At 65.1% G+C, this 15,333-nt stretch carries 15 protein-coding genes and 1 pseudogene; 7 read left to right on the top strand and 9 right to left on the bottom strand.

The window, feature by feature from the left end; translation table 11 throughout:
- Positions 1-163: 163 nt before the first annotated feature.
- The 5 genes from G4G31_RS10705 to G4G31_RS10685 form a co-directional block, all read right to left on the bottom strand.
- Positions 164-1,378, bottom strand: a complete 1,215-nt coding sequence (locus G4G31_RS10705) for an MFS transporter (protein ID WP_182991405.1) — start codon at positions 1,376-1,378, stop codon at positions 164-166.
- 381 nt (positions 1,379-1,759) lie between these two features.
- Entirely contained in the window at positions 1,760-2,641 is an 882-nt protein-coding gene (locus G4G31_RS10700) for a hypothetical protein (protein WP_182991746.1), read from the bottom strand.
- A gap of 17 nt (positions 2,642-2,658) precedes the next feature.
- Complete coding sequence (locus G4G31_RS10695; RefSeq protein ID WP_182991404.1) at positions 2,659-3,441, bottom strand: hypothetical protein; 783 nt, start codon at positions 3,439-3,441, stop codon at positions 2,659-2,661.
- On the bottom strand, positions 3,438-3,953 hold the full coding sequence (locus tag G4G31_RS10690) for a hypothetical protein (RefSeq protein ID WP_182991403.1): 516 nt from the start codon (positions 3,951-3,953) through the stop codon (positions 3,438-3,440). The genes G4G31_RS10695 and G4G31_RS10690 overlap by 4 nt, the downstream gene beginning before the upstream one ends.
- Positions 3,954-3,990: 37 nt before the next feature.
- Positions 3,991-4,281 carry a DnaJ domain-containing protein gene (locus tag G4G31_RS10685; protein ID WP_182991402.1) on the bottom strand — a complete coding sequence of 97 codons (291 nt, stop codon included), beginning with the start codon at positions 4,279-4,281 and terminating at the stop codon, positions 3,991-3,993.
- Positions 4,282-4,544: 263 nt separating this feature from the next.
- Between G4G31_RS10685 and G4G31_RS10680 the strand changes: the two genes are divergently transcribed.
- The 4 genes from G4G31_RS10680 to G4G31_RS10665 all read left to right on the top strand — a co-directional run bounded on the left by G4G31_RS10680 (position 4,545) and on the right by G4G31_RS10665 (position 9,508).
- Complete coding sequence (locus G4G31_RS10680) at positions 4,545-6,299, top strand: glutamine--tRNA ligase/YqeY domain fusion protein (protein ID WP_182991401.1); 1,755 nt, start codon at positions 4,545-4,547, stop codon at positions 6,297-6,299.
- A gap of 177 nt (positions 6,300-6,476) precedes the next feature.
- Entirely contained in the window at positions 6,477-8,309 is a 1,833-nt protein-coding gene (locus tag G4G31_RS10675; RefSeq protein ID WP_229425506.1) for a CHASE domain-containing protein, read from the top strand.
- Between the two features lie 216 nt (positions 8,310-8,525).
- Positions 8,526-9,329 carry a glycine-rich domain-containing protein-like gene (locus tag G4G31_RS10670; protein WP_182991400.1) on the top strand — a complete coding sequence of 268 codons (804 nt, stop codon included), beginning with the start codon at positions 8,526-8,528 and terminating at the stop codon, positions 9,327-9,329.
- Positions 9,326-9,508: a hypothetical protein gene (locus tag G4G31_RS10665; protein ID WP_182991399.1), complete on the top strand. Its 183-nt coding sequence runs from the start codon at positions 9,326-9,328 to the stop codon at positions 9,506-9,508. The genes G4G31_RS10670 and G4G31_RS10665 overlap by 4 nt, the downstream gene beginning before the upstream one ends.
- Before the next feature lie 76 nt (positions 9,509-9,584).
- Here G4G31_RS10665 and G4G31_RS10660 read toward each other — a convergent pair whose 3' ends face one another.
- The 3 genes and pseudogenes from G4G31_RS10660 to G4G31_RS10650 all read right to left on the bottom strand — a co-directional run bounded on the left by G4G31_RS10660 (position 9,585) and on the right by G4G31_RS10650 (position 11,228).
- Positions 9,585-9,848, bottom strand: a complete 264-nt coding sequence (locus tag G4G31_RS10660) for a hypothetical protein (protein WP_182991398.1) — start codon at positions 9,846-9,848, stop codon at positions 9,585-9,587.
- A gap of 194 nt (positions 9,849-10,042) precedes the next feature.
- Complete coding sequence (locus G4G31_RS10655) at positions 10,043-10,294, bottom strand: hypothetical protein (RefSeq protein WP_182991744.1); 252 nt, start codon at positions 10,292-10,294, stop codon at positions 10,043-10,045.
- A gap of 45 nt (positions 10,295-10,339) precedes the next feature.
- A pseudogene (locus G4G31_RS10650) lies at positions 10,340-11,228 on the bottom strand (NAD-dependent epimerase/dehydratase family protein).
- Between the two features lie 12 nt (positions 11,229-11,240).
- Between G4G31_RS10650 and G4G31_RS10645 the strand changes: the two are divergent.
- The 3 genes from G4G31_RS10645 (at position 11,241) to G4G31_RS10635 (ending at position 14,373) form a co-directional block, all read left to right on the top strand.
- Positions 11,241-12,269 carry a CDP-6-deoxy-delta-3,4-glucoseen reductase gene (locus G4G31_RS10645; RefSeq protein WP_182991397.1) on the top strand — a complete coding sequence of 343 codons (1,029 nt, stop codon included), beginning with the start codon at positions 11,241-11,243 and terminating at the stop codon, positions 12,267-12,269.
- Between the two features lie 344 nt (positions 12,270-12,613).
- The gene (locus G4G31_RS10640) at positions 12,614-13,876 is read left to right on the top strand and encodes an MFS transporter (protein WP_182991396.1); all 1,263 of its coding nucleotides are present in this window, start codon (positions 12,614-12,616) and stop codon (positions 13,874-13,876) included.
- 116 nt (positions 13,877-13,992) lie between these two features.
- Positions 13,993-14,373 carry an HPF/RaiA family ribosome-associated protein gene (locus G4G31_RS10635; protein WP_182991395.1) on the top strand — a complete coding sequence of 127 codons (381 nt, stop codon included), beginning with the start codon at positions 13,993-13,995 and terminating at the stop codon, positions 14,371-14,373.
- A gap of 40 nt (positions 14,374-14,413) precedes the next feature.
- Here G4G31_RS10635 and G4G31_RS10630 read toward each other — a convergent pair whose 3' ends face one another.
- Positions 14,414-15,256 (bottom strand): helical backbone metal receptor, encoded by an 843-nt coding sequence (locus G4G31_RS10630; protein WP_182991394.1) that lies wholly within the window; start codon positions 15,254-15,256, stop codon positions 14,414-14,416.
- Positions 15,257-15,333: the final 77 nt, after the last annotated feature.

Here is a 15,333-nt window from a genome sequence, read left to right as displayed (position 1 = left end):
CTTCGGTTCGGACGAATCGGAAGGCAGAGAGCTCGCGCGGCACCCACGGCGCCGACACGAGCTGCAAACTTGCCAGCCGACGATGTTACCGAAGGTCAAGAAGGGAAAGCCACCTGCAGACATGATCTGCATCAATGCTTAAGCTAAATTTTGACTCGCAGGATCACGGCGCCGCGGGCCCGACCGGTTCCAGCGGCGCCAACACACGTAAGCGCAATGCGATGAGCATGGCCATCACCAGAATCGCCCCCAGCAGCCCCACCACGCCCAGCCAGCCGCCGTGCTCCCACAGGTAGCCCGAACCCCAGCCGACCACGCTCGAGCCGAGGTAGTAGAAGAACAGGTACAAGGCCGACGCCAGCGCCTGTGGCGCCCGCGCGCGCCGGCCGACCCAGCTGCTGGCCACCGAGTGCGAGGCGAAGAAGCCGAAGGTGTAGAGGCCGACGCCGACGACGACGGCGACCAGGTTCCTGAACAGGGTCAGCAAGAGGCCCGCGAACATCACCGACATCACCAGCCACAGCACATTGCGCCGGCCCAGGCGGTCGGCCAGGCGCCCGGCCCAGACGGAGCTGAAGATGCCGAGCAGGTAGAGGATCGACAGCGCGCCGACGGCGCTCTGGCGCAAGTTGAATTCAGGTCCGAGCAGGCGGTAGCCGATGTAGTTGTAGAGGCTGACGAAGGACCCCATCAGCAGGAAAGACAAGGCGAACAGCCAGGGCAGGCCGGGGTCGCGCAGGTGGCGGCGCAGGCCATCCAACAGGCCGCCGAAGCCGCCCTGCCCGCGACGGAAGCGCTTCGAGGGGGGAAGGCTGCGCCAGAACTCCCAGGCCGCGTACAGGCCGGCCGCGCCCATCACCGCCAATGCCGAGCGCCAGGACCAGAAATCGCTGATGACCGAGGCCAGCACGCGTCCCGTCATGCCGCCAAAGGCGCTGCCGCTGATGTACATCCCCATCGACAGGCCGAGCGAGCCGCCTTCGATCTCTTCGCTGAGGTAAGCCATCGCCACGGCGGGCATCCCGCCCAGCATGAAACCCATCAGGGCGCGCAGGACCAGCAGTTGAGAATAGTCGTGGGTGAAGGCGGCCAGCAGCGTGAGCAGGCCGCCGCTGAGCATGGAGGCGGCCATCAGGGGCTTGCGGCCGAAGCGCTCGGACAGCACGCTCGATACGAGCAAGGAGACGGCCAGTGCGCCGGTGGAGATCGACAGTGCCAGGCTGCTTTGCGCCGGGGTCAGGGCGAAGTCGCGTGCCAGCAGCGGCATCAGGGGCTGGACGCTGTAGAGCAGTGCGAAAGTGGAGAAGCCGCCGAAGGCCATGGCGCGGTTGACGCGTTTGAATGCAGGGCTGCCGGCGGCGATGGCGGGAGAAGACATGGGTGAATCCGGGTGCGGGACAGGCCATGATAACGGAGAACTGGCGTGGGTATCGGCGGACACCTCGTCGCTTGTGAGCGTATTGACGGGGCGTGATGATCGGTTGGATGCAGTTGCCGGATGCGCGCGTTCGCGTGGGGTTATCGAGAACAGGGGACTCGACAACGGCGTCGACCTACGGGGATCGATAATGCGAGCGCGAATTGAACGCGTAGGCGGGGGACCCGCCTACCCTACGGTATAGATGGTGCGAGCTTGAGGTTGAACGCGTGGACGGGGGACCCGTCCACCCTACAACGGCGGCCTATCGGCAATGCCTGCTTGCGTTGAACGCGTAGGCGTTTGCATTCCGGGCCATCGGCCCGAAATGCCCCACCTACCCTACGGGTACTCGGTGTCGAGCTCCGAGCCCGCGTAGTTTTCCATCTCGGCGACCAGCTGCTTCATCGGTGCCTTGGTGTGGATGTTCTTCAGCACGCTGCAGGTGTCGCGGTAGCTGGCGATGCGTTCGGCGATGATGGCGCGGTGCGGGGCCGGTACCTTTTCCAGCAGCGCGGCCCAGCCGGCTTCGAAGTCGGGCTGGTTCTTGCGGACGGACTTGACGAAGTTCTCGAAGGCCTTCTGGCCGGCGCGCGCGACGATCACGCCGCCGCCGTCGACCGCGAAGATGATCGCCATCGCAATCACGCCTTCGGCATTGATGTCCGGGTCCTTCACCGGGCCCTCGTAGTGGTGCTTGCGCAGCCACTTGGCGGCGTTCACGATCGCCTGCACGTCCAGGCGCTGGCGCAGCTGGCCCTGGTAGCGCTCGTAGCCGGTCCAGCTCTCGCCAGGGTCAGCCGTGCACAGGTCGACGAACAGCTCCTTCAGGCGCCGCTGCGAATACACCGGGTCCAGGTCGTACTCGCCGACCAGGCTGTCCTCGGGCAGCGCGGACAGTTCGCGCACGAGTCGGAAGCCCGCCTGGAACACGTACTCGGCGCCCTCGTCGATCAGGATGTCGAGCGCGCCGGCATCGCTGTCGTCGCCCTCCTCGGCCAGCAAGTGTTCCAGGCCCAGCGAGATGCCGCCGACGGTCAGCATCAGCGCGCGCTGGATGCCTTCGGCGGTGCGGTCGTTGGTGAACTTCTCGGAGACCATCGCGGTGACGCCGGAGAGCTCGTCGGCCAGGCCGATCGCCTCGTCGGCGTTGGCCTGCTCCGGCAACAGCTTGATCGCCCGCACCAGGCGCGGCAACCTTTCGATGACGATGGCAGGGAGCATGCTCTGGCGATCCCCGCTCACGAAAAGATGTCCGTGCCCATGCTCTTGCGCGTACTGCGGCGCGGCAGGGTGCGTACCGAGGGCACCTGCTTGCGCAGGCGGTACAGCAGGTCGCGCGTGGAGCGCTGATGGAAGTCCGGGTCTTCGTCCGGGTCGTCCGGGAACTCGGCGTCGGCCATCTCGGCGCTGTGGCGGAAGTCCGGGAACAGCTCGATCAGCGAACGCTCCCAGCCGTCTTCGCTGGCTTTCGCCAGGTCGATGGCGAGGGGCACGATGTCGCTGTCGGACGAAGTCTGGCCCGTCACGTAGCGGCCCTTGGTGTTGATCTCGCCGGCCACTTCCATGATCTCTTTTGGCGCCAGCGACCACAGGATGGCGAACACGGTGGCGCCATGGTCGGTGCTCGAGGCTTCCTGCAGCAGTTCGTGGCGGCGGTCTTCGTCGTCGTTCGCGTAGACGATGCCATGCACGTGGTTGAACAGGCCCTCGGCGATGCGCTCGGGGTCGTCCTCGATCATGTTGTCGGGCCAGGTGGCGGCCAGGTAGGCCAGGCTCTCGGCCCAGGCCTTGGGCGGCACCAGCATGGTCGCCAGCGAAGTCTTGGCGCCGTCGAAGCCGGCCAGGTGCAGCGCGGTGACCTGCGGCGGCAAGGTCGACAGGACCTCGGCCACGGCATAGTCGCCGTGCTCGTCGGCGGCTTTCGAGAACGCCTCTTCGGCGTGCTGCAGCGAACCGGCCAGCACCAGTTCATTGATCTGCCGGGTCAAGGCCGGCAGGTTGGCCTTGTCGTTGTCACTCATTCGCGTTCTCCTTCGCCGTCGAAGATCTGCGTGAAGTCGTCCGATGCCGCGGTGCCGTCCATGTCGTCGTCATCCTCGTCGCCCTCGTCGCCTTCGGCCAGCTGATCGAGCGACTGGTCGTCGTCTTCCCAGCGCTGCTGGTGCTTGTAGAGGAAGGCCGTGATGATGGCCTGGCGCGCCAGCTCGGGGTGGTTGTCGGTCATGGCCGCGTACATGGCGGCGCCGTCCTCGCCCTGGCACTCGGCCATGGCGAACACGCGTGCGGGGTCGCCGCCGGCGTAATCGGCCGCCTCGCGCATCAGGCCTTTCGGGTCGAGGAACTTGATCTTGTCAACGAGGGCGAAGGCCATCAGGTTGACGTCGTCGATGCCGGAACCGCCGGCGTATTCCGACACCAGGGCCTCGACCATCATGTCGTAGTTCTTGCGGTTCGGCGGATCGCCCAGCGTGCCGTCGATCTGGCCTTCCAGTTCACGCGACTGGTAAGCGAATTCGGGATGTACTCGTTTCATTGTTATTCCTGTGATTGCGTAAGTCGGGCCGCCTGGTTCAGGCCTGCAGCGTGACGCCATTGAGCGCGAACAGCGAGCGCCACAGCTCGAAGGCCTCGGCCTCGGCATCGAGCACGATGCGGTGGTTCACGCTCTGGTTGTATTCCTCGCGCCTGGCCGGGTCCGACAGGACCTCGTAGGCCTTGCTGACGGCCTTGAAGCGTGCTTCCGCTCCCGGCGCCTGGTTGCGGTCGGGGTGGTAGCGCATCGCCAGCGAACGGTAAACCTTCTTGATCTCTTCGTCGCTGGCATTGGGCGCGACGCCGAGGATCGCGTATAAATTTTCCACTTTTGGAACTCTCCGGCAGAGGGCCTGGCGTCAGGCCCGGAAAACGGCAAAACGGCCATTATCCTATATAAAACGCCAACATGACAGCGGCGCCGGGCGGCATGCACTGGTGTTGACGGCTTGCAAGGCGCAGTTGGCGTCCGCCTATCCGGCCAGTATGGGCACTGCATACTGAGCGAACCGTGCGCTCCACCACATAGGCGGGGCACTGGCGCACTGCCTGCGGTAAAATGCCTGCAACTTTCATACACACTCCTCTTTCCATGAGCAACGAGAAAAACAAGGCGGCGTCGGCGAATGCGCCCTCGTCAAATTTCCTGCGCGCCATTATCGACAACGACCTGGCGGCCGGCATCCACGCGCGCGAAGGCATGCCTCCGGTCATTACCCGCTTCCCGCCGGAGCCGAACGGCTACCTGCACATCGGCCACGCGAAATCGATCTGCCTGAACTTCGGCCTGGCGCGCGACTACAACGGCCGCTGCCACCTGCGTTTCGACGACACCAATCCTGAAAAGGAAGACCAGGAATACGTCGACACCATCATGGACAGCGTCAAGTGGCTCGGCTTTTCGTGGGAGCAAGGCGGCCAGGAATACCTGCATTACGCCAGCGACTACTTCGACAAGCTGTACGCGATCGCCGAGTACATGATCCAGAAGGGTGTCGCCTACGTCGACAGCCAGAGCGCCGAAGACATGGCGAAGAACCGCGGCAACTTCGGCACGCCCGGCACGAATTCGCCTTTCCGGAATCGCCCGGTCGAGGAGTCGCTGCAGATCTTCCGCGACATGAAGGCCGGCAAGTACAAGGACGGCGAGCACATCCTGCGCGCGAAGATGAGCGAGGACGCGATGTCGTCCCCGAACATGACCAACCGCGACCCGGCCCTGTACCGCATCCGCCATGCGCACCACCACCGCACGGGCGACGACTGGTGCATCTACCCGATGTACGACTTCACCCACCCGCTGTCGGATGCGATGGAGTCGATCACCCATTCGATCTGCACGCTGGAATTCCAGGACCACCGTCCCTTCTACGACTGGCTCGTCGCCACCGCGACCGAAGGCGGTTTCTTCGAGCCGCCGGTACCGCGCCAGTACGAGATGTCGCGCCTGAACCTGACCTATGTCGTCATGTCCAAGCGTAAACTCCGTCAGTTGGTGGACGAGGGCATCGTTTCCGGCTGGGACGACCCGCGCATGCCGACCATCGTCGGCCTGCGCCGCCGCGGCTACACGCCGGAATCCATCCAATTGTTCTGCGAGCGCATCGGCGTGTCGAAGGCGGACGGCTGGATCGACATGAGCACGCTGGAAGGCGCGCTGCGCGACGACCTCGATCCGAAAGCGCCGCGCGCGATCGCCGTGCTGCGTCCTTTGAAACTGATCGTGGATAACTTCCCCGAAGGCGAAGCGCACGAGTGCAGCTCGCCGGTCCACCCGCACCATCCGGAATGGGGCGTGCGCACCTTCCCGTTCACGCGCGAACTGTGGATCGAGCAGGAAGATTTCATGGAAACCCCGACCAAGGGTTACTTCCGCTTCACGCCGCCCGTGGGCGACCAGCCTGGTTCGCGCGTGCGCCTGAAGTACGGCTACGTGGTCGAGTGCACCGGCTACGACAAGGACGAGAACGGCAAAGTCACAGCCGTGCACGTGAACTACTTCGCCGATTCGAAGTCGGGCACGCCGGGCGCGGACAACTACAAGGTCAAGGGCAACATTACGTGGGTCAGCGCGGCATCAAGCATCGAAGCCGAAGTGCGCCTCTACGACCGGCTCTTCCTCGACGCCAACCCGGACGCGGGCGGCAAGGATTTCAAGGCCCTGCTCAATCCGAACGCACTGGAAACCGTGACTGCCTACCTCGAACCCGGCATGGCCGCAGCCGTTGCCGAGCAGCGCTTCCAGTTCGAGCGCCACGGCTATTTCGTGGCAGACCAGGTCGATTCGCAACCAGGCAAGCCGGTGTTCAACCGGGTGACCACGCTGAAGGATAGCTGGGGCAAGTAATTGCCGGCGTGGCGCCTCGCCCATGCTTTGTAGCGAACACATCCCGCCCCGGAGGCTCCTTCCGCGGCGGGATTTTTCCCGTCTTTTCACGCAAAAAAAACAACTAGCAGTCCTGCCAGGTTCCAGTCCCCGCCGTCTGCGCGATTCTGACTAAAATCAAGAACGAAGCGTATTCTGATGACGATGAAATCGGCGGACAACTGGATTTCCAGGATCGGCGCGATCAAGCTGGGCTCATGGCTGGGCGCGATCCTCTCGCTCGGCGTGGGCGTGGCCTTGCACGTCACCACCAGCCAGGCCATCGAAAACGATGCGCGCGAGCGTTTCGGGCACATGGCACGCGGTGTCCAGTCGATCCTCGACAGCCGCATCAAGACCTATGCCGATTTGCTGCGCGGCACCTCCAGCCTCTTCCTCACCACCGAGCACGTGACGCGCGAGCAGTTCCGCCAGTACGTGAACGGGCTCGATCTCGCCAGGCATTTCCCGGGCATCGAAACCGTGAATTTCGCCCGTCATCTGCGGGAAAGCGAACGCGCCGCCTTCGAGGCCGAGATGCGCCAGGACCTGCCCGGCTTCAGGATCATGCCTCCGGGCCACCGTGCCGAATACACGGTACTCACCTTCATCGAGCCTGGCCAGTACTGGAACGGCCGCATCGGCATGGACCTGCACGCGCGGCCGGCCGTCGCGCTGGCGCTGGCCTATTCGCGCGATACCGGCGATCCCTCGACCTCGGGCACGGCGGTCCGCATCCAGTCGACCGCGAGCGGCCTGGGCATGCGCATGCCTGTGTACCGCGCCAACACGCCGCTCACCGATGTCGCCCAGCGGCGCGCCGCCTACATCGGCTCGGTGGGCATCGGCTTTTCCGTCCAGCGCCTGGCCCAGGGCGTGCTCGACAACATGCCGAAAGACGCCACCAGGCTGATGATTTCAGGCATGAGCCCGGTCGAGGAACCCGGCGGGCCGCCGGGCGTGTACCGGCGCCGCGTGTTCTTCGACAACCATCCCGGCATGGAGACCGACGAACGGCGGGTGTTTCACGCCCTGCTGCCGGTGGGCGTGAGCGGGCGCGGCTGGGACATCGATTTCAGCGTGAAAAAGCGCAGCCTGTATTCCGAGATCGACAGCCTGCTTCCCTGGGTGGCCATGCTGGCCGGCGTGACCGGGACTGCCCTGCTGTATGCGCTGTTCCAGACCTTGAGTTCCTCGCGCCGGCGTGCCATCGAACTGGCCGAGGAGATGACCGGCGAACTGCGCGGCAGTGAAGCGAAACTGCAGAAGACCAACGACAACCTGCGGCGCCTGGCAGCGCATGCCGAGACCATCAAGGAAAGCGAACGCAAGCGCATCGCGCGCGAGATCCACGACGACCTCGGCCAGAACCTGCTGGCGCTGCGCATCGAAGTCGACTTGCTGGCCTCGCGCACCAATGAGCGCCATCCGCTGCTGCACGCGCGGGCGCAGTGGATGCTCGAGCAGATCGACGCCACCATCAAGAGCGTGCGCCAGATCATCAACGACCTGCGCCCGAACGTGCTCGACCTGGGCCTGACGGCGGCGGTCGACTGGCAGATTACCGAATTCCAGCGCCGCACCGGCATTCCCTGCGAACTGGTGTCTGACAATCACGACCTGCACGTGAGCGACCGCTGCGCCACCACGCTGTTTCGCATCCTGCAGGAGTCGCTCACCAACGTGTCGCGCCACGCGCGTGCAACGGCGGTGCGGGTGGAGCTGGCGCTCGACCCGGATGCGATCTCGATGTCGGTCAGCGACAACGGCATTGGCCTGAAAACGGGCGGCGGCCAGAAGCCCGGCTCCTTCGGCCTGGTCGGCATCGAAGAGCGCGTACGCATCCTCGGCGGCAAGTGCGTCATCACCAGCCGGCCGGGCGCCGGCACCACGGTCCACGTCTCCATCCCCGCGGCCGACAACCTCATCTCCGTGGCCTACGCGCCCGCTCCCTCCTCCCTCGCGCCCAACCCCGCCCTCAACAGCCTTTAGGCAGCTTTACCACAGGAAATTAGTTGACGTCACTCAAGTTGAGTTTAGTCAAGGAAATCCGGAAGCTTGGGGTAGAGAATCCATATCAATGCTTCTCGTCAATAACGACGACGGCAACTGAGGAGGAGGGCCGGATCATCTGCCAGCATGACTTTTCCCACAGCGCATACCACCAATACAAATAACGATGTAGTCACCAAAACTAAAGGATAAATCATGATCTCGAACAAAGACTTCAACCTGATCGCCGCCCTGGACTTGAGCCCAATCAAGGTCAAACTGATGCACAAACAATCCGGCGAAGGCTGGTCGCTGGAAAAGGCGAATGCGATGGAAATCGAATACCGCCGCTTCCTTTACCTGATGAAGGCTTTTCCGAACGAACAGACTGCGCCCCTGGTCGACGTCGATACCTTCTGGCATTACCACATCCTGGACACGATGAAATATGCCCGCGATTGCGACCAGGCTTTCGGCTACTTCCTGCACCACTATCCGTATGTCGGCATGGAAGGCGAGGACGGCGCCGAAGTCCAGCAGGAAGCCGGGCAGCGCATGCGCGACCTGTACGAGTCGACCTTCGGCGAAGACTACCTGCATGCTCAGCCGGCGAACGACCTGGACTACGGCGCCGCAGGGACGGCAGCGGCAAACAACCCCTGGTACGGCGCAGCAACGGGAGTCGAGGCCGCGGACGTGCAGACCGCCTGGTGCGGCGCACCGGCCATCAGTGCCGCCGGCGCGCAGACGGCATGGTGCGGTGCCCCGGCAGGCACGGCGGGCACTGTGCAGGCCGCATGGTGCGGTGCCCCGGCGGGCAAGGCGGCGAACATGGCGACGGCCTGGTGCGGTGCGCCGGTGAGCCAGGCGGGCAAGCCGGCGGCGAATGCACAAACGGCCTGGTGCGGGGCGCCGGTGAGCAAGGCAGCCAATGCGCAGACGGCGTGGTGCGGTGCGCCGGTGAGTCAGGCGGGCAAGGCGGCGGCGAATGCGCAGACCGCATGGTGCGGTGCCCCGTGAGCAAGGCAGCCAATGGGCAAACGGCATGGTGCGGTGCGCCCGTGAGCAAGGCGGCGCATGCGCAGACGGCATGGTGCGGTGCGCCCGTGGCCAAGGCAGCCGATGTGCAGACCGCGTGGTGCGGCGCGCCGATTGGCTCGGCTGCGGCGGCGCAGAGCGCCATCGCGCAGGCAGCCTGAGCGTCGCTGTCGGCAGGGCCCCGCCCTGCCGCATCCTGTCCAGATCGCAGCCGGCGGCAATGCGCCGGCCCTCCCCTCAGGCCGACTGGCCCAGCGTTTCCGGCGCAATCATCAGGGAACGCAGTTCGCGGATGCTGTAGTCGCTGATCTCGTGCATGCGCAACAGGATCGTCGCCCCGATCGGCAGGGTACTGTGGCGGATCTTGCTGATCACCGGCGGTGCCACGTCGAGTGCGCGCGACAGCGCCGCGTCGTTCTTCAAACCCGTTTTCAGGATGATGGCATCCAGCACACGGTTGGGGTCATATTGTGCGCCTTCCGGCAACCTTCTGATCGGCATCTAAATTCTTTCCAAATGTCACAAACCTGCATAAATTTTTCACAGTTGTCGATTCGTCGTGAAAAATTGGCCTGCGGGCTGGAAAATGCGCCATTTATATGGCGATATTCGCGGGGTGGCAATGATAATAGGAAAGATAGTTTTTACTCAAGCAACAAGCATGGTTTTTTCGCTACCGATGCTCGCTTGCAACATCATGGTTTCTTGTGGCGCGCGCGCAGTTGCTGCCGCACCTGGGTTTGCGTCTTGTTCTGCTTGCTTTCGAACAGGGCGACGGCTTCCTTCTTCGCCTGCTCGACGGTACGCATGGCGTCATGGTCGTCGTGTGCCACGAAATAATCGTTGGCCTGCGCATCGACCACCAGCTTGATCGCCGCCTCGTCGTCCAGGTCGTACATTTCGGTGAGCAGCGTGGTGATTTCGTCGAGGAAGGCTTCGTAGGTCATGGTCGTCATGGTGTGCACTCGTCGTGAATGATTTTGGGAGGGGCGCTATTCTATCAGTGCCCATTGCGCCAGGGCGTGCCCGACGTGCGAATAGCGCAGGCGCACGCCGAGTTCGCGGCGCATGCGCGTGTTGTCGAGGCGGCGCGATTCCGACATGAACGACAGCTGCATGGGCGAGACGACCGCGCGCAGTTCCGCGCGCGGCAGGCGTGGCGGATGCGGCAGCCCGAAGGCATCGGCCACTGCGTCGAAATAATCGCCCATCTTCAAGCGCGTGTCGTCGGTGGCGTGGTACACCCGCCCAGGACGCGCGCGCGCCAGTGCCAGCGCGACGATGCGCGCCAGGTCGTCGGCATGGATATGATTCGTGTACGTCGTCGTCTTCCGCGCGTAGCGCCGGCGTGCCTTCGCGCAGGCGTTTCAAGGGCAGGCGCTCCTGCGCATAAATGCCCGGCACGCGCAGGATCGCCACGCTGCCTTTGCTGCGCCTGGCCCAGTCGCGCAGCACGCGCTCGGCGTCGACCCGCCGCGCCGCACGCGCATTGCGGGGCGCCACGGGGCGCGTTTCGTCGACCAGCGCCCCGCCGCAATCGCCATAGACACCGCTGGTACTGACATAAACGAGCCGCGCCCCCTCGGGTAGAATGGCGGCCAGGCTGCGCGTGCGCAGGTCGCGCGCGCCCTCAGGCCGGGGCGGCGCCAGATGGACGACGTAGTGTGCCAGTCCGCGCAGGCGCGCCAGCGTCGCCGGCTGGTCGAGGTCGGCCACGACCGGCACCGCCCCGGCGGCACGCAGCGCCGGCGCCCGTGCCTGCTCGCGCGTGAGGGCAAAGACACGGAAACGCGGACACAGGAGCGGCAGCAAACGCATGCCGACGTCGCCGCAACCCACCAGCAAGAGGCGCGGGCGCCCCAATTTATTGTTGTTGTTCATTTTGAGGATTGTATGACGTTCCAGATCACTGTCCAGCCCAGCGGCACCCAATTCGCCTGCGAGGACGACGAAACCGTGCTGGCAGCCGCCATTCGCGCAGGCGTCGGCCTGCCCTACGGCTGCAAGAACGGCGCCTGCGGTTCCTGCAAGGGCAAGGTGGTCGACGGCGTGGTCGCGCACAAGCCGCACCAGGCGCGCGCGCTGTCGGAACAGGAAAAATTGCAGGGCATGTCGCTGTTCTGCTGCGCGGTGCCCGAGGGCGACGTGACCATCGAAGCGCGCGAGGTCGGCGGCAGCAGCGACTACCCGATCCGCAAGATGCCGACCCGGGTGCAGTCGATCACGCGCGCGGCGCCGGATGTCGCCATCGTCACGCTGCAGCTGCCGGCCAGCGAAGCGCTGGCCTACCGCGCCGGCCAGTACGTCGAATTCCTGCTGAAAGACGGCAAGCGCCGCGCCTACAGCCTGGCCTGCGCGCCGAGCCTGGAGCGCCCGCTCGAGCTGCACATCCGCCACCTGCCGGGTGGCCTGTTCACCGACCATGTGTTCGGCGCCATGAAGGAGCGCGACATCCTGCGTTTCGAAGGCCCGCTCGGCACCTTCTTCCTGCGCGAGGAATCAAGCAAGCCGATCGTGCTGCTCGCGTCGGGCACGGGTTTCGCGCCCGTGAAGGCGCTGGTCGAGCACCTGATGCATTTGAAGTCCACCCGCCCGGTGCGCCTGTACTGGGGCGGACGCCGTCCGCAGGATTTGTACATGCACGAGCTGTGCGAAGCCTGGACCACCACCCTGCCCGACTTCACCTATATCCCGGTAATTTCGGACGCGCTGCCGGAAGATGGCTGGAGCGGACGCACGGGCTACGTACACGCCGCCGTGATGCAGGACATTCCGGACCTCTCGGGCTGGCAGGTGTATGCCTGCGGCGCGCCGGTGATGGTCGACGCCGCGCGCAGCCAATACACGGCGCAATGCGGCCTGCCGGCGGAGGAGTTTTATGCCGATGCGTTCACGACCGAGGCGGACCTGGCGGCGGAATAAATCCGGCGTCTCGACGCGTCCGTGCGCTGAACGCGTGGGCGGCGCAGGTGCCGCCTCGGTCTCGTAGGGTGGGCGCCCCGTGCCCACGCCGTAGTCGAACAGATGATTGCGTTGACACGGCGGTTGTGATCGGAAATACGAGTCAAATAGCTTAAACGCAATGCACGCGTCCGCGTGGGCACGGGGCGCCCACCCTACGGCTGTTCGCCCGCGCGTTGAACGCGCAGACGGCGCCGCTGCCGTGTCGGCTCAAGCAGCGCGGGTAGAGCCGCCTACCCTGCGACCTGCGGTGTTTCGCCGATTCAGGCACAATGGACGGTCCCAGCCAGCAACGCACTTCCTTCATGTCCCTGTCTTCCCCCTCGCGCGGCCTCGGCGTCCTGCGCAACCGTAACCTCTCCTTTTACCTGTCGGCGCGCTTTCTCGGCACCCTCGCCGTCCAGATGCAGAGCGTCGCCGTCGGCTGGCAGGTATACCAGATCACCGGCAGCCTGTTCGACCTCGGCCTGATCGGCCTGGCCCAGTTCGCGCCCTTCCTGGTGCTGATCCTGTGGGCCGGCCACGTGGCCGACCGCTACGACCGGCGCCGCATCATCGTTGCCTGCATGGGGGTCCAGTTGCTGGTCAGCGCCCTGCTGCTGGCCTTTACCGCCAGCGGCAGCCACGTGGTCTGGCCCGTGTTCGCGGTGCTGGTGCTGTTCGGCAGCGCGCGTGCCTTCATGATGCCGGCCTCGCAGGCGGTGCTGCGCAACCCGGTGCCGGACCGTGATTTCGGCCAGGCCGTGGCCCTCGCTTCGTCGACCTTCCACGTCGCCGTGATCGCCGGCCCCGTGCTCGGCGGCCTGCTCTACGTGTTCGGCCCGACCGTCGTGTATGCGCTGTCGGCAGTGCTGCTGGCGGTGTCCGCCTTGCTCATGGCCTCGACCACGAGCGCGCCTCAGGTAAAAGCCACCGCGCCGGCCAGCTGGCACACGCTGCTCGAAGGCCTGCGCTTCGTGCGTTCGCGCCCGATCGTGCTGGGCGCGATCTCGCTCGACCTGTTCGCGGTGCTGTTCGGCGGCGCCACCGCCCTGCTGCCCGCCTATGCCCACGACGTGCTGCATGCCGGCCCTACCGCGCTCGGCTGGCTGCGCACGGCGCCGGGCGCGGGCGCGGCCGTCTGTTCGGTGCTGCTGGCGTTTGCGCCCATCCGCCGCCATGTCGGCGCCTGGATGTTCGGCGGCGTCGCCGTGTTCGGCGTGGCCACCATGGTGCTGGGCTGGACCGGCCAGTTCCCGGTGGCCCTCGGCGCCCTGTTCCTGCTGGGCGCCGGCGACATGGTCAGCGTCTACGTACGCCACCTGCTGGTGCAATACGAAACACCGGACGAGATCCGCGGCCGCGTCAGCGCGGTGAACGCGGTCTTCATTGGCGCGTCGAACGAGCTCGGCGAATTCGAGTCGGGCGTGACGGCCGGCTGGTTCGGCCTGGTGCGCGCCATCCTGCTGGGCGGCGCGGCGACGCTGGCCGTGACCGGGCTGTGGGCAGTGCTGTTCCCGGTGCTGTCGAAAATGGACCGTTTTCCGCACCACGAGAAAGAAGAGCAGGCAGCCCGCCAGCAGGCCTGACGGTAAAAAATGCCCGCGCGCTTGTCGGAGCAGGCCTCGTTGTAACCGTGCGGTATTCTTTGAAAATGGCAAAAAGTGTAAGATCGGCTACAAGATTTCTGACTACGGAGCTATCTATGCAAATCACTGTCAACACCGACCGCACCATCGATAAACACCAGGGCCTGGACGAGCACGTCGAAACCGTGGTGAAAAGCTCGATCGGCCGTTTCGAAGACAACGTCCACCGCGTCGACGTCCACCTTTCCAACGAAAACAGCCAGAAGCAGCTCGACGGCGGCAACTATTGCATGATGGAAGCCCACGTCACCGGCTATGCCCCGGTCGTCGTGCATGAGCACGCCGTCAACCTGCACCAGGCCATCACCCAGGCCGGCAGCAAACTCAAGCGTGCCCTCGACAGCGCCCTCGGCCGCCTGGCCGACAAGAGCCGCCGCGAAGCGCCACCGATGGACATCGATGCCGCCGCGGACAAGAACCTGACCAGCGGGATGTAAGCACCGGGAAAGCCGGCGGGACGGAATCGGCCTTGCCGCTTCAGTCCCCCCGCTCCCCCTCGACCATCGCGCGCACCTCGCGCAGGTAGCGCAGCCCGGCCAGCGCCCGGCTGCCGTACCAGGACATCATTTCTCCATCGACGAGGAAGACCGGGATACCGATCTGCTTTTCCAGCGCATCGGCATGGGCCTGCGTGAAGCGGTAGGGTTCGGTCGAGAGCAGCACCGCATCCAGCCCGGCCACGAGTTCGTCGGACCAGGAAAAGCGCGGGTAGCGTGCATCGTTCCCCAGTTGCGGCACCTGCCAGCCGAGCTCGGCCAGCATGCGCGCGATATAGGTGTCGCCGGATACGCTCATCCACGGGTCTTGCCAGATACAGTAGAGCACCGTGCGTGCGGGTCCTGGAGGGCGTGCGCGCAGTGCCGCGTACTCGGCCTCGAACGCCGCGCACCAGGTTTCCGCAGCCGCCTCGACACCGAATACCGCTCCCATCAACCGTGCCAGCGCCAGGTTGTCGCGCGGCGCCAGCGGGTGGGTGACGACGATGTGCGGAACAAAAGCGGCCAGCGCGTCCACGGTGGGCTTTTCGTTCTCGTCGATGTTGACCACCAGGTGGGTCGGCGCGAGCTTGCGGATCTTCTCGATGTTAACGTCCTTGGTGCCGCCCACTTTCGGGATCGCGGCCACGACCTCCTGCGGATGGATGCAGAAGCCGGTGCGCCCGGCCAGCTGCGGCGCCAGGCCCAGGTCGCACAGCAGTTCGGTGATCGAGGGCACCAGCGAGACGATGCGCGCACCAGGCGCCGGCACGTGGACCTGGCCGAGGGCGTCGACCAGGTGGGGTGATTGCGGCCCTGGGGCCGGGAAGTTTGTCGGATTCATCCCGACATTGGAACATTGTTGTTTCTGAAATACCAGCGGAGCCGAAGCGGCGCGATGGTTTATCATGCAATCTCGAT

It is taken from the genome of Massilia sp. Se16.2.3, assembly GCF_014171595.1.
Lineage (GTDB): Bacteria > Pseudomonadota > Gammaproteobacteria > Burkholderiales > Burkholderiaceae_D > Telluria.
The sequence above is the reverse complement of the archived record's forward strand: the minus strand, read 5'-3'. Positions and strand labels throughout refer to the sequence as shown.

What these genes read in the sequence shown, in the direction of transcription:
- G4G31_RS10695 (WP_182991404.1), bottom strand. Translation starts at nt 3,441, where the DNA reads ATGAGTGACAACGACAAGGCCAACCTGCCGGCCTTGACCCGGCAGATC.
- G4G31_RS10630 (WP_182991394.1), bottom strand. Translation starts at nt 15,256, where the DNA reads ATGAATCCGACAAACTTCCCGGCCCCAGGGCCGCAATCACCCCACCTG.
- G4G31_RS10690 (WP_182991403.1), bottom strand. Translation starts at nt 3,953, where the DNA reads ATGAAACGAGTACATCCCGAATTCGCTTACCAGTCGCGTGAACTGGAA.
- G4G31_RS10700 (WP_182991746.1), bottom strand. Translation starts at nt 2,641, where the DNA reads ATGCTCCCTGCCATCGTCATCGAAAGGTTGCCGCGCCTGGTGCGGGCG.
- G4G31_RS10645 (WP_182991397.1), top strand. Translation starts at nt 11,241, where the DNA reads ATGACGTTCCAGATCACTGTCCAGCCCAGCGGCACCCAATTCGCCTGC.
- G4G31_RS10670 (WP_182991400.1), top strand. Translation starts at nt 8,526, where the DNA reads ATGATCTCGAACAAAGACTTCAACCTGATCGCCGCCCTGGACTTGAGC.
- G4G31_RS10660 (WP_182991398.1), bottom strand. Translation starts at nt 9,848, where the DNA reads ATGCCGATCAGAAGGTTGCCGGAAGGCGCACAATATGACCCCAACCGT.
- G4G31_RS10635 (WP_182991395.1), top strand. Translation starts at nt 13,993, where the DNA reads ATGCAAATCACTGTCAACACCGACCGCACCATCGATAAACACCAGGGC.
- G4G31_RS10675 (WP_229425506.1), top strand. Translation starts at nt 6,477, where the DNA reads ATGACGATGAAATCGGCGGACAACTGGATTTCCAGGATCGGCGCGATC.
- G4G31_RS10640 (WP_182991396.1), top strand. Translation starts at nt 12,614, where the DNA reads ATGTCCCTGTCTTCCCCCTCGCGCGGCCTCGGCGTCCTGCGCAACCGT.
- G4G31_RS10705 (WP_182991405.1), bottom strand. Translation starts at nt 1,378, where the DNA reads ATGTCTTCTCCCGCCATCGCCGCCGGCAGCCCTGCATTCAAACGCGTC.
- G4G31_RS10655 (WP_182991744.1), bottom strand. Translation starts at nt 10,294, where the DNA reads ATGACCTACGAAGCCTTCCTCGACGAAATCACCACGCTGCTCACCGAA.
- G4G31_RS10680 (WP_182991401.1), top strand. Translation starts at nt 4,545, where the DNA reads ATGAGCAACGAGAAAAACAAGGCGGCGTCGGCGAATGCGCCCTCGTCA.